Source organism: Paeniglutamicibacter sp. Y32M11 (assembly GCF_019285735.1).
In the GTDB taxonomy this organism is placed as follows: Bacteria; Actinomycetota; Actinomycetes; order Actinomycetales; family Micrococcaceae; genus Paeniglutamicibacter.
Window position 1 is genome coordinate 3,009,391 of sequence record NZ_CP079107.1, and the last position, 13,417, is coordinate 3,022,807.

The 13,417-nt window shown below is 65.1% G+C and carries 11 protein-coding genes; 3 read left to right on the top strand and 8 right to left on the bottom strand.

The window, feature by feature from the left end; translation table 11 throughout:
- Positions 1 to 129 precede the first annotated feature (129 nt).
- From KUF55_RS13340 to KUF55_RS13355, 4 genes are read right to left on the bottom strand one after another with little or no spacing between them, the layout of a single operon-like run.
- The gene (locus KUF55_RS13340; protein WP_218816898.1) at positions 130 to 687 is read right to left on the bottom strand and encodes a type II secretion system F family protein; all 558 of its coding nucleotides are present in this window, start codon (positions 685 to 687) and stop codon (positions 130 to 132) included.
- A complete protein-coding gene (locus KUF55_RS13345; protein WP_218816899.1) occupies positions 684 to 1,409 on the bottom strand; it encodes a type II secretion system F family protein in 726 nt (241 codons plus the stop codon). The genes KUF55_RS13340 and KUF55_RS13345 overlap by 4 nt, the downstream gene beginning before the upstream one ends.
- Complete coding sequence (locus KUF55_RS13350) at positions 1,406 to 2,629, bottom strand: TadA family conjugal transfer-associated ATPase (protein WP_218816900.1); 1,224 nt, start codon at positions 2,627 to 2,629, stop codon at positions 1,406 to 1,408. Before KUF55_RS13350 ends, KUF55_RS13345 begins: the two co-directional genes overlap by 4 nt.
- Positions 2,626 to 3,939: a hypothetical protein gene (locus tag KUF55_RS13355; protein ID WP_218816901.1), complete on the bottom strand. Its 1,314-nt coding sequence runs from the start codon at positions 3,937 to 3,939 to the stop codon at positions 2,626 to 2,628. The genes KUF55_RS13350 and KUF55_RS13355 overlap by 4 nt, the downstream gene beginning before the upstream one ends.
- 166 nt (positions 3,940 to 4,105) lie before the next feature.
- Between KUF55_RS13355 and KUF55_RS13360 the strand changes: the two genes are divergently transcribed.
- Entirely contained in the window at positions 4,106 to 5,818 is a 1,713-nt protein-coding gene (locus KUF55_RS13360) for a bifunctional 3'-5' exonuclease/DNA polymerase (RefSeq protein ID WP_255557036.1), read from the top strand.
- Positions 5,819 to 5,836: 18 nt separating this feature from the next.
- On the opposite strand, the gene KUF55_RS13365 is transcribed toward KUF55_RS13360, so the two are convergent.
- The 3 genes from KUF55_RS13365 to KUF55_RS13375 are packed head-to-tail and all read right to left on the bottom strand — an operon-like array spanning position 5,837 to position 9,179.
- On the bottom strand, positions 5,837 to 6,553 hold the full coding sequence (locus KUF55_RS13365; RefSeq protein ID WP_218816902.1) for a CoA pyrophosphatase: 717 nt from the start codon (positions 6,551 to 6,553) through the stop codon (positions 5,837 to 5,839).
- Complete coding sequence (gene nth, locus KUF55_RS13370; RefSeq protein WP_132359046.1) at positions 6,550 to 7,335, bottom strand: endonuclease III; 786 nt, start codon at positions 7,333 to 7,335, stop codon at positions 6,550 to 6,552. Before nth ends, KUF55_RS13365 begins: the two co-directional genes overlap by 4 nt.
- 2 nt (positions 7,336 to 7,337) lie before the next feature.
- Positions 7,338 to 9,179, bottom strand: a complete 1,842-nt coding sequence (locus tag KUF55_RS13375) for a hypothetical protein (protein WP_218816903.1) — start codon at positions 9,177 to 9,179, stop codon at positions 7,338 to 7,340.
- 365 nt (positions 9,180 to 9,544) lie between these two features.
- Between KUF55_RS13375 and acs the strand changes: the two genes are divergently transcribed.
- Positions 9,545 to 11,530, top strand: a complete 1,986-nt coding sequence (gene acs, locus KUF55_RS13380) for an acetate--CoA ligase (RefSeq protein WP_218816904.1) — start codon at positions 9,545 to 9,547, stop codon at positions 11,528 to 11,530.
- 126 nt (positions 11,531 to 11,656) lie between these two features.
- Positions 11,657 to 12,106, top strand: coding sequence for a type II 3-dehydroquinate dehydratase (gene aroQ / locus KUF55_RS13385; protein WP_132359055.1), 450 nt, complete (start codon positions 11,657 to 11,659; stop codon positions 12,104 to 12,106).
- A 108-nt stretch (positions 12,107 to 12,214) separates the two neighbouring features.
- Here the strand turns inward: aroQ and KUF55_RS13390 are convergent, their stop codons facing one another.
- A complete protein-coding gene (locus KUF55_RS13390; protein WP_255557038.1) occupies positions 12,215 to 13,381 on the bottom strand; it encodes a MarP family serine protease in 1,167 nt (388 codons plus the stop codon).
- Between the last annotated feature and the right edge of the window lie 36 nt (positions 13,382 to 13,417).

Consider the following 13,417-nt stretch of genomic DNA (forward strand, 5'->3'; position numbering starts at 1 on the left):
TCTGGAAGTCATCCGGCGCCGGGTGTGCACCGGTGAACTTCACTACGAGTGTGCGGGGACAACCATGGGTGGTGCGGCGGCCTCCGGTCCGGTTGGGGATAACCCCGATGCGCTAGAAAGCATGAAGGCTCATAACCGGGGAAGCAGGGAAATCACCACGGGCACCACCCCGAGGGCGATGAAGGCCGGCAACGCGCACAACCCCAACGGCACCACCAATTTGATGCCAAATTCCGCGCCCCGGGCCTCGGCCTCACGCACACCTCGTTTGCGGGCAGCCGCTGCGCAGGAGCGCAAAAGTGCCGCCGCTGGTGCTCCCGACAGTTGCGTAAAGCGCAGCGTGGATTCAAGTTCACGCACCACGGTGCTGCCCTGGGTCCAGGCGCGTTCCCAGTCCACGTTCATTTCCAGGGCGCGAGCCACCCTATCCAGGGAGCCGTAGCCAGGAACGTTGGCCCCGATGATGCGCAGCACCAAACGCAGCGGCAGCCCCGACTCCAGCAACGTCGCACACATCTCCAAGACCAGCGGTACGGATTCGGTCTCCGTCTCCGTCTGCGATTCACCGGATCTGGCTACCTGCCCGTGCCCACGTCCGGCTCCGGGTGTGCCGCGGTTTTCCGGGGAGCCCAGTGCTATCCACACTGCCGCTCCGCAGAGCAGCACCGCGGCCAGCACGGCGCTCATGATGGCACCTTCGCCGTGATGGCCCGCAGCATCTGGGCACACCAGAGTTTGTTCACCAGCCATAGGATGACTCCGCAGAGGAGGGCGATGCGGCCCACGGGATTCATGGTGAGTATGACGAAGGGGTTGATGCCCAGCAGCTGACCGAGCCCCAACCCGATGCCGGGAAGAATGGTCAGCAACCGGCTGGTGGCCCGCGGCCCGGCCAGTGCTGCGTGCAGGGCCCTGTGCAGATCGGCCGCGCTTTCCTGTTCCTCGGCCAGGGTGTCGAGCAGATCGGCGAGCGCGGCTCCAGATTGTTCGCAGATGGCAAAGCACCAGGCCAAGCGATTCCACAGGCGACGATTCTCCGGACGCGGGAGGGGGTGCGAGGCCCCATGAGCGGATAGACCCTCTTGCAGCGTTCCCCCGGTATGTATTTGGGCCAGCGTCCGGGTACAACCTCGATGGATGTCCACCTCACCGGCGCTCCTGCCCGTTGACCAGATATCTGCCAGAAGGCCAAACGCTGCGGCCGGTGCGATACCGGCACGCAGTAACGCCGCGAGCTGCCGAATGAACGTGGCGTTTTGCTCCGTGGCCAGGGCGAGGGTGGAACGTCTGGGCCCCGGACGCCGGAGCCGAGGCGCCGGGCGCTGCCGGCTTGGCCCGGCCGTGGGCCCCGGTGCCGCCCAGAGCCAGCCCGCTGCCCCCAACAGGAGCACGGCAAGGAAGGTGATCACCAGGGGCTCCCTTCACCCGCTGCGTCGAGCCGCTCGCGGAACCAGGTCAGTGCCTCGGGGTCAGCTGGTTCGGTGCCTTGAGCGTGGATCAGCTGTACCGCCAGGGTTCCGTGAGTGGTCAGGACGAGGCGGCCGAGCTGGATGGGAGAACGTCTCCCCGTGGCCGGATCGCGGCGCAGATGAACCAGCACGTCCAGGGCGCTGGCCGCTTGTAGTGCCGTGGCTGCCGAGTCCATTCCCGCCAGCGCACCCATCGCCGCGAGTCGCGCGGGGACGGCCATGACGCTGTTGGCGTGCACGGTTCCGGCGGCTCCCTCATGTCCGGTGTTCATCGCGGCGAGGAATTCGCGCACCTCCGCTCCGCGACATTCCCCGACCACCAGCCGGTCCGGTCGCATCCTCAGTGCCTGACGCACCAGGACCTCCAGCGAGATTTCTCCCGCACCTTCCACGTTTCCGCTGCGGGACTGCAACCCCACCAGGTGTGGGTGGGCCGGGGTGAGCTCGGCGGAGTCCTCCACCACGACGATCCGTTGGTTAGCAGGCACGGAGGCCAGCAGGGCCGCGAGCAACGTGGTTTTCCCGGCCCCGGTGCCGCCGGAGATCAGAAAGTTCAATTTGGCTGCCACGATGGCCTTCAGCGCCGCTAACCAGTCGGGGTCGGCGACCAGCGCATCGAGCGGTTGGTTCTTGCTCCCCTGGATGCGGATGGAGAGCAGTGGGCCGCCGGTGGAGATCGGCGGCAGCACCGCGTGGATGCGGTAGTTCCCCAGCGACACGTCAACAAAGGGTTGTGCGTCATCAAGGCGGCGCCCACCGGCTGCCGCGAGGCGCACCGCTAGGGCGCGAATCTGCCCGGGGTCGCTGAAGGCGGTATCGGAGGCGTGCAGTCCGCTACTCCCATCCACCCAGACCCGTCCGCGGCCGTCGATGAGGATGTCGGTGGTGCCGGGGACTTCGGCCAGTCGCTCAAGAATGCCCAGCCCGTGGATGTCATCACTGAGCGAACGCAGCATCTCGGTGCTGCTCGCCGAACCGATGACCCGCCCGGTGGCCCGTACCGCTGACGCCAGATCCACCTCACTGAGTTCTCCGTGCTGGCCCATCGCGCGAAGGCGCGCTTCTTCGAGCACCTCGGCGTTGGCCAGCGACACCGGCAGTACCGTGGGGGCTTCCCAGCGGCGGCGGCCCCGGGCACCCTGAGCACGCTGAGCACTCATGCCGCGGCCGCTTCGTGGGTTTCAAGGACCTGCGCCGGCTCCGACCCCTGCCCCAATTGGGCCACGGTTCGCCGTAAGGAGCGATGGACCAGCACGTTCATCAGCCCTCCCGCCGCGGCGGCCCGCGCGATGGAACGCCGTGGGGCAAAGTATCCGGCCAATTCGAGTCCCGCCCGCTGTGCCACGATGCGGGTATCGGTTCCGCTGGTGAGCTTGCCACTGACGATCAGACGCCACGGGTGGGCTTGGTCCCCCAGCCGCTGCCCGGCACCGGGCGTATAACTCGACCCGGCACCCAAAAGCAGCAGCCGGGTGGTGGCCAGCGCCGTCATGGCCGCCGGGACGGAGCCGATGTGCCCGGCATCAATCACGATGCGTTCATAGATGCGCCGCGAGGCGGCCAGGACCTCGCTCAGCAGCGCCACGGATGGCACAAAGGCGCCGGGGTCGCGGATCCAGGAGAGCACCGCGGTGCCCTGTGCCAGCGGGAGGATTTCGGCTAGTTGCCCGGGTGAGAGCTGCCCACGGGAATTCTCCAGGTCCTCCCAGCCCAGCCCGTCTGCCGCCCGGGCGCGGAGCACCGGCCAGAATCCGGGTGAGTGAGGATCGGCGTCCAGTAGCAGGGTGCGTTGGCCGGCCAGTGTTGCGCTCGCGGCAAGCAGTGCGGCGAAGGTGCTGGTCCCCACGCCGCCGCGGGCTCCGGCCACGATCGTGACGTGCGCTCGCCCGGCATGGAGTCCCAGTTCCCCGAGGTATTCGCCGAGCCAGGCGGTGGCCTGTGGAAGGATGGCGACGCGTGCCCCGGGTGAGGCCGCCGCGGCGCGCCAGAGGATGTCTTGGTGTTCCTGGGTGCCGGTGAGGATCAGCGTGCATCCGGCAGCTATGGCTCCCAGCTCGGCCACCGCGTCGGCTCCCACCAGGATGACCTCGTTGCCGCACGCCTCCGGGTGGGCCCCGTCGTGGGCCAAGACCAGTTCGATGCCCGCCCCCACGGCGATCGAGGCCAGCGCCTGGGCCAGTTCCACATCGCGGCTGAGCAGCACGGCGCGCGCCAATTCGGCGGGCCGGGCCCCAGCGGTTTCGGCGGCCGATGGCACACGCACCGAGACTCGGACACCATGGAGGGGAGACAACGGGGTCGGGAGCCTGCGGACCTGCGGCTCGGGCACCGGCTCGGGCACCGGCTCGGGCACCGGCTCGGGGGACAAAAAGCGTTCTTGATCCCTGGTACGGGCAGCAGCCAGCGCCGGCAGCTGCAGGGTGCGTGGACGTGGAGTGGATCGGGCGACAAATCTGCTGGGTTCCTTCATGCCTCCCAGCGTGATGCCGGTGCCCCATCGGGCATAAGACCCTTGAGCTCCGCCACTGGATAAGTCCGTTTGAGGCCCGAGGGACACTGGTGCGGGAAGGTGGGGCAAGGCAAGGGGAAAGTGAGGCGCGATGCCAAGGCGGTGGCGCGGCCTGCAAGAATGGAGCGTGCAGCAATTTGCGGTAGTGGCCACCCACTCCATCTCTCAGTCCGACGCCGAAGCCGAGGCAGCCACCGCGGTGGTGTCCATCGTGGACGGATCGGGCACCGCGTTGTTCCCCCCGGTTCAGGTCTACGGCGATACCCTGGCCACGGTGGTGGCAGAACTGGAGGCCAAAAAACCGCGCTGGGTCTTCGACTCGGTCCAGGGCTGGTACCCCCAGCTATTGGCCGCCGGCGTGATGATCGAACGCGTCCATGACCTCTCACTGGCCCGCACCATTTTGCGAAATACGCCCTTTGCCGTCCCCGGCGCCTACCTCGATTCGATTCGCGCGCTTCCGGATCCCTCCACCACCGCACCCGCCCACCTGTTGCCGCCGGCCCGGGTCGCGGAGAATCAGGGTGAGCTGTTCGGTGAACCCAAAAACCACAGTGCCGCGCTGGAAAATGTGCTCGCAGAATTTCTGGCTCAGCGCGCTGCCGTCCCGGCCACCGAGCGCGGTCATCGGCTGAACCTGCTGCTGGCCGCAGAGTCCGCCGGAGCACTGATCGGTGCGGAGATGACCCATGCGGGGGTGCCCTGGGATGTGGCCGAACACCATCGGCTGCTGGGCGAGGCGCTGGGCCCTCGGGTCGCTGTCGGGGTCCGTCCGCCGAAGATGGAGGCGTTGGCCGCAACCCTGCGTTTACTCCTTGATGCCCCGGGGCTCAACCCCGACTCCCCCGCGGAATTGCTTAAGGCCATGAACCGGGCCGGCATCGCGATCAGCAATACCCGGGCCTGGGAACTGACGGAGATCAAACACCCGGTCATCGAACCCTTGCTGGCCTACAAAAAGATCGCCCGGCTGGCCAACGCCAACGGTTATGTGTGGCTCGATCGTTGGGTGGATCGCGGGCGGTTCCGCCCCACCTACATTGTGGGCGGGGTGGTCACCGGGCGCTGGGCCTCCAATGGCGGCGGGGCACTGCAGATCCCTCATCAGGTCCGCTCGGCGGTGCGGGCCGATACGGGCAAGGTGCTGGTGGTCGCCGATGCCGCGCAGTTGGAGCCACGGATCTTGGCCGCGCTCTCGCGTGATGACGCGTTGGCTGCCGCCGCCCGCGGCAAGGATTTGTATCAGGGCATTGCCGACGCCGGCTTCGGCGGGGATCGGGCGCACGCCAAGGTGGCGATGCTCGGGGCCATGTACGGTGCCACCAGTGGCGAATCCGGACGGCTGTTGCCCAAGTTGAAGGCCACCTACCCGCGGGCCGTTTCCCTAGTGGAATGGGCAGCGGCCCAGGGTGAGGCCGGAGCCGGGGTGTCATCGTTCCTGGGTCGCGGCACCCCGCCGGCGCCGGAGGCCTGGCTGAGGGCCAAGACGCGCACCGGCTCGGAGGCCGAAGCGCGTGCGGTGGAGGCCGAGGGCCGGGCCCGTGGCCGCTTCACCCGCAACTTCATTGTGCAGGGCACCGCCGCCGAATGGGCGCTGTGCTGGATGAGTGAATTGCGCAGGCGCCTGTCGGCGAGCCGGGCGGCGGGCATTGATGCCGGCCAGCTGGTATTTTTCCTGCACGATGAGATCATGCTCCACGTCCCGGCGGACCAGGGTGAGAGAGTGATCGCGCTGGTGCACGAGTCGGCCAAGGCGGCCTCGGAGCTGCTCTTTGGCACCATTCCGGTGGATTTCCCGGTCACCGCCGTCATCGTGAATTCTTATGACCAGGCCAAGTAGGACCGGGCCGGTGGCCCGCTAGGGCGTGTGTGGCCCGCCAACGCCGATATGCACTTCGCGCTGAGCATCCCAGGGCAGGGTCCAGCCCAGGTCGTTGAAGATCCGATCCAACAAGATCCCGGTAAAGCCCCAGATGAAGCCGCCGTCCACGTCGAAGGCCGGGGCACAAAAGCGCTGCCCGTCGCGTTGAATGACCGAGGAGACCCGGTTGGCCGGATCCAGCAGGTCGGCGACCGGGGCGCGGAAAACGGTGGAGGATTCGGCGGTGTCCACCACAAATACCTCCGAGGTCTGGTGCCACCAGCCGATGACCGGGGTGACGATGAAGTTGGTGATGGGCAGCTCCGCATCGGGCAGCACCCCCAAAATTTCCACGCCCGCCGGATCCAGCCCGGTCTCTTCCTGGGCCTCGCGCAGGGCGGCGGCGATCGCGTCCGTATCCTCCGGGTCCACCTTGCCGCCGGGGAAGGCCACCTGGCCGGCGTGTTTGCGTAGCGTGTCGGCACGGGTCACAAAGAGCACATCGAGGTCCTCGTGAACGGACTTCACCCCGCTGGCCGCCGGGACATCATCCAGCCGGCCAAAGAGGATCAGCACCGCCGCATGCTTCGCGGTGGTCGGATCCAGCGGGTTAAACACCCAGGTGGAGGGCATCTTGGTGGCAGCTTCCGGACCACGCCCGGACAGGTGCGCCTTGGCCCGGATCATCGCGCGTAATTCGCTGCGTACACTCATGCTTCTAACCCGTATCCTTCCGCACGCAATTGAGCTCGTGTGGCTCCGGCGCGCATCTTGGCGGCCAGCTCCTCGCGGCCCGGTGCCAGCTCATATTTGAGCAGCTTAAGCGCCTTCACCTCGTCGGTCTCGCCCTCCCCGTAGGCCGGGCAGAGTGTGGTCAGCGGGCAGGCGCCGCAGGCCGGTTTGCGGGCATGACAGACACGGCGGCCGTGGAAGACCACGCGATGGCTGAGCATGGTCCAGTCCCCCGGCTCAAAGAGCGTCGCTACCTCATGTTCGATCTTGACCGGGTCGCTTTCCGTGCTCCAGCCAAAGCGCTTCGACAGGCGCATGAAGTGCGTATCAACGGTGATGCCCGGAACCCCAAAGGCGTTACCGAGCACCACGTTGGCGGTCTTGCGCCCGACCCCGGCCAGGGTCACCAGGTCCTCAAGCCGTCCCGGGACCACCCCGTCGTACACGTCAACCAGGCGGTTGGATAGCGCGAGCAGGGAGTTGGCCTTGGCGCGGAAAAAACCGGTGGACCGGATCAGTTCCTGCAAGGCCTCCGGTGCCGCCTGACTCATGGACAGCGGATCGGGGTACGCGGCAAACAGTGCCGGGGTAATCGCGTTGACCCGCACATCGGTGGTCTGGGCGGAGAGCACCGTGGCCACCAAGAGTTCGAAGGCGTTGGTGAAATCGAGCTCCGGCACCGCATAGGGGTACGTTTCGGCCAGTACCCGGTTAATTTTCCGGGCCCGACGTTTACGCCCCAGCGGGGTTTCTTCCGTGTGCATTCCTACTGTTCCGGGAACTGAAGGTCATCTAGGTTGCGCAGCACCGCGGGAGTTCCGTTGGCCTGGTTGATCAGGTATTCGGTGCCACGGTCCTCCAGGCACAGAATCCAGGTGCCCGGCTGCATCATGGCCAGTTGCTTTCCGTTACCGGGGTGGAACACCGGGCGCGGGGCGTTGAGCGCAAACCAGAAGCTGGTGTGCTTTTCTTCCGGTTCCTGCACCTCGGCGCGGGCCCCGAAGCCCTGCTCGGATTCGGCAGCGGCCCGAGCCTTCGCCTTCTCCGCTGCCTCCTGGTGCGCCTGAATGTCGGCACGGGATAGTGCCGCGGTGGCCTTGATGTCTACCGGGGCCGCCGGGCTCAAGCTGGTGGCCGGATGCGCGGCAGCGGACTGCCCAGCGGCAGGCTTCACGCCCGATGGTGCACCGGGCTTTGGCACCTTGGCTTCGGTTTCCGAGGTCGTGGTTTTTGCCACCGGGCTCTGCGCGGCTGACGTCGCGGTGAGTGATGCTGCCGGCGTTGCGGATTTTTCCGCGCCGACGTTGCGGCTGTCCGTGGCCGATTCCTGGGGGGCCACGGACTCGGCGAGCTTCGCTGCCCCGGCGCTCTGTGGGGCCTCGGTGCCCTTGACGTCGTTGGTGCCATTGACGTCGTTGGCGCTCTTGAGGTCGTCAGTGTTTTTGGTGTCCTGAACGTTCTTGGCGTCGGGGGTGTTACTGGCGTTGTTTACCGCGAGGTCATCGGCATCCTCAAGCTTCGTGGACTGCTTCTGCGCAGTCACGGGAGACTCGGCGGGGACAGATTCATCGTTCGAAACGGCAGATGTTGCATGGGCCTCGGGAGTTGGTCCCTTCTCCGCCGGGGAGTCCTTCGGCTGAGTGTCGCGCGCCGCCTCGGCCCCCGTGGTCGATGCCTTGAACTTCGCATCGTTCTCGGCTGCTGAGATAGCCGAGGCGGATGTCGCCTTCGGAACGGCGACCTCAGCCGCGGACGGAACATTCTCCGACTCGGCCGGGGTCAGCTCATGAGCATCGGCGGCGGAATTATCGGTGGCGGCAGCAGAAGCTGAGGTGGACGTCGGTGCAACAACAACGGGTGTCTTAACCGCCGGGGTCGGGGTCACGATCTCGGCAACCGGCTCGGCCTCAACATGAGAATCGACATCGACGACGGCGTGAGGGTCATCGGTGTGAGCGTCATCGGAGGTGGCGGTGCTTGAGTGCGAAGTCCGCGGCACCGACGGTGCGTGGTAATCCCCCGTGCTGCTGGCGCCGATGACCTCTTCGTGATCATCGGTAGCCTCGGCTGCCGCGGCAGCACCCTTGTTGTCCTTCTTGGTCACGGGAACCGGGTAGACATCGGAACCAAGCACCGATTCACCCCCACTCACAAAATCACCGCGGAAGGCACCGAGGTAGCTGGCCAGCGTGGTGCCGACAACCATCGCCAGGCCGCCAAACAACCCGATCAGGTAGGCCGGGGCCATGGAGGCCACGTAGGAATTTAAGAAGTAGGCCGAGGCGATGATCGCCACCACGGAAGCGGCCTGATCAAGGCTCAGGGAGCCCACGCGAACCCGCGAATGGCCCTGGAGTCGACGCCAGAGGAATCCGGCGGCAATCGCGAGGGGAAGCAGTACCGAGACAAAAAAGTGGAAGGGCAGGCCCGGGAAAATCCACATATTAACGGCAACGGTCTTGCTCCACGGGATCGGGAGGAAGGAGCCCACCAACACCAGCAGCCCGCCGAGCAGCACCACAACATCGCGGGCCGTCAGTGGTCCGATGACAGTCTTGGGCGTGTGGTCGGGCTGCGAACCCTGTGCCTTGGCATGCACCGTTTCCATATGAAGACTCCGCTTCTTGTTAGCTCGTGTCTCGTGGCCGGCGAGTAAATACGGTCGGCGGACCACATTGATCACTTCCAACACTATCCGCGCCGGGGCACCAACGCAGTGATTCGGCACTCCGGTTACCCGAGGTGTTGTTCATGACACGGCCATGGAGGCATTAACCATCCGGTACCCCCCTTCCGAGACGGAGTTGCCGGGGCACGGTTGACCGCCAGTATCCAGCAATCGCCGAAAATCACCGTTCACCGCAGAATTACCACCCTCCACTGTCATGCTTGTGACGGAAAGCACGTGAGAACCCGCGCGGCTGTAACGTTAGTCACAGGAAATTTTTGTCTGTTACTGGAAGGACCATACTCGTGTCGGAAACCCACACCCCCGCGTTGGATAACCTCTCGCATGAAACGCGCTCGTTTGCCCCGAGCGCCGAATTCGTCGCAACCTCCATCGCCAAGCCGCAGCAATATGAGGCAGCCGCCGCCGACCGTCTGGGGTACTGGGCGAATGCCGCCCGCAGCGTCTTGACCTGGGACACCGACTTCACCGAGGTTCTGGACTGGTCACAGGCGCCCGTGGCCAAGTGGTTCGCCGACGGCAAGGTTAACGCCGCGTACAACGCACTTGACCGCCACGTGGAAAATGGACTCGGAGACCGGGTGGCCATCCACTTCGAGGGCGAACCGGGCGACACCCGCACCTACACCTACGCGCAACTCACCACGGCCGTGAAGCAGGCGGCCAACGCCTTTGAGTCCCTCGGCGTGGCCAAGGGCGACCGCGTCGCCGTCTACCTGCCGATGATCCCGGAGGCAGTGATCACCATGCTGGCCTGCGCCCGCATCGGCGCCATCCACTCGGTGGTCTTTGGTGGGTTCTCCGCCGACGCGCTGCGCAGCCGCATCGACGACGCCGAGGCCAAGCTCGTGGTCACCGCCGATGGCACCTGGCGCCGCGGTAAGCCCTCGGCGCTCAAGCCCGCCGTCGACGAGGCCCTGGACAAGGAAGGGCACACCGTCCAAAACGTGCTCGTGGTCAAGCGCAACGGCCAGGACGTCGTCTGGAACGATTCATTGGATCAGTGGTGGAGCGATGTAGTTGATTCGGCCCCCACCGAGCACACCGCCGTGGGCCACGAATCCGAACACCCGCTCTTTGTGCTCTACACCTCCGGCACCACCGGCAAGCCCAAGGGCATCATCCACACCACCGGCGGGTACCTGACCCAGGCCGCCACCACGCACCGCGATACCTTCGACCTGCACCCGGAGACCGACGTGTTCTGGTGCACCGCGGACATCGGCTGGGTCACCGGCCATTCCTACGTCACCTACGCCCCGTTGATCAACGGAGCCACCCAGGTCATGTACGAGGGCACCCCGGATTCCCCCCACCAGGGCCGCTGGTGGGAGATCGTGGCCAAGTACGGGGTGACCATCCTGTACACGGCCCCCACCGCCATCCGCACCTTCATGAAGTGGGGCCGGAGCATCCCGGATTCCTATGATCTGTCCTCGCTGCGTGTGCTGGGTTCGGTGGGCGAATCCATTAACCCCGAGGCCTGGATGTGGTACCGCGACGTCATCGGCTCCAATAACGGAGCCAATGGGGAACGCAAAGAGCACCCCACCCCGATTGTTGATACCTGGTGGCAGACCGAGACCGGCGCCCACATGATCGCCCCGCTGCCCGGCGTCACCGTCACCAAGCCCGGATCGGCACAAACCGCCGTCCCCGGCATCACCGTGGACGTGGTTGACGAAATGGGTCAGTCGGTAGCCAACGGCGAGGGCGGCTTCCTGGTCATCCGTGACCCCTGGCCGGGCATGCTCCGCGGCATCTGGGGCGACATGGACCGCTACAAGGAGACCTACTGGTCCCGTTTTGAGGGCATGTACTTCGCCGGCGACGGCGCCAAGAAGGACGAGGATGGGGACATCTGGCTGCTGGGCCGCGTGGATGACGTCATGAACGTCTCCGGCCACCGCCTGTCGACCACCGAGATCGAATCCTCGCTGGTGGCCCACCCGTATGTGGCAGAGGCAGCGGTGGTGGGAGCCAAGGACGAGACCACCGGCGAGGCAGTGGTCGCGTTCGTCATCTTGCAGATTGACCCACCGGAGGGCGAGGACGTGGTGGCAACGCTGCGCGCCCACGTGGGCAAGGACATCGGCCCTATCGCTAAGCCGCGACACATTTTGGTGGTTCCCGAGCTACCCAAGACGCGTTCGGGCAAGATCATGCGCCGACTTCTCAAGGATGTTGCCGAGGGCCGCGAGGTCGGGGATGCAACCACCTTGGCGGATAACACCGTCATGACGCAGATCGCCGATTCGATGCGCAAGTAGTACCACCGCAGGACCCAGACATCTGGGGGCGGGAAGGGCCAGAGCCTTTCCCGCCCCCACGTCTTTTAACGCAAGGTGCAAAGGCCCTACCCAGAATGTGTCGGGCCACAACCTACAGTGGATGCCATGAGTGAAGAGAAAACCAAACGCATTCTCGTCCTGAATGGACCAAACCTGAACCTCTTGGGCACCCGGGAACCCGCCGTCTATGGGCACGAGTCCCTGAAAGACGTTGAAGAGCTCTGCCGGGCTACTGCCACTGCGGCGGGCTTCGAGGTCGAATTCCTGCAGTCAAATCATGAGGGTGTGCTCATCGATGCCATCCACGCGGCACGTGGCACGGTGAGCGGCATCGTCTTTAACCCCGGCGCCTACACCCACACGTCCATCGCCCTGGCCGATGCCATCTCCGGGGTCGAGCTGCCGGTCATCGAGGTCCACATCTCCAATGTGCACCGTCGCGAGTCATTCCGCCACCACTCGTACATCTCCCCCGTTGCCGCTTCGGTGATTGTGGGAGCCGGGACCAACGGGTATTCCTTAGCCATCAATCAGCTGGCTCACCTCACCCGCTAGCAACTTCCCCGGGTCCCAGATCTGGAAACGGGCTGGAGGCGGAGCCATTGAATTAGTTCCGCTTCCAGCCCGGCGAAGCCCTCTTCGTTTGAGGCTAGTGGCTAGTGGCTAGTGGGGCGAGCAAGCCCCGGTCGGAACCGAGTCCTGAGCACGAGTCGATTGGCTGATCGCCGTGTTAATTTCCTCGAGTGCCAGGGCGTACCCGACCTCGGTATCGCCCTTGGCCTTGGCGAACACCATGCCAACAACTTGGCCCTGGTCATCTAGCAGCGGACCGCCGGAATTGCCCTGTTCAACATCACCGGCCAGCTGGTAGATACGTAACGGCGAGGGTTCGGCACCATAGATGTTTTGAATGGCGATGGTGCTCAGTGATTCAATCACCGCACCCCGGGCGTGGAATGAACCGCCACCGGGGAATCCGAGGAAAGCAGCGGTGTCACCGCGCTCTAGATCGCTACCTCGCTGCAGCGGATCCAGGCCCAGACCGGGGACGTCCAAGACCGCAGTATCGGTTACCGAATCGAAGTAGACGACACTGGCCGAGAGCACTTTGCCGTCTTGTGTGGTCACCGAGGGCTCGGTAATTCCGGCCACCACGTGCGCGTTGGTGAGGACGCGGTCCGGTGCGAAGACAAAACCCGAACCTGATTGGTTCACACCGCACGCATAAGCGGTGCCGATGATCTTGACCACCGATTCGGCGGCCGCATCAACCGCGGTGCCGAGTTCCGACTCCTGCGGTACCGCGACTTCCACCTGCGGTGCAAAGGGCTCAAAAAGCTCGGGAATGGTTTGGCCCATGACCTGGGCTCGAGCCTCTGTCACGAAGTCGGTGAGGGGGCGGGGCGTCAATTTCTGGATCGTGGTCAGGACCTTGGAGTCCGCCACCTGCTGGGATACCAATGGCACACCCATGGTCGCCGCCGACAGTGCGATGGCGGAGATAACCAATGCCGCCATGACGGTATTGGCAATGCCACCCAAGAAGCGATCAAAGGACTTCAGCACCGGGAAGTTCAGCCATAAGCGGATTCTGGCACCAATGGCCGCTCCAATTCCCTGGCCGATCAAAATAAACGCCACGGCCGCGGCGACGATCCAGAAAATGCGCCAGCCGGGGTTGCTGACCCAGGTTGCCACGAGGGGAATTCCGTAGAAGGCTGCTATACCACCAGCGAGGAAGCCAATGATGGCCCCTAGCGTGACAAAGAAGCCTTTACGCAGGCCAGAGGCCAAAAAGCTGATCAATGAAATGATGAGCAACAGATCCAACCATGACAATCCCAATATCAAGTCCGGACTCCACTC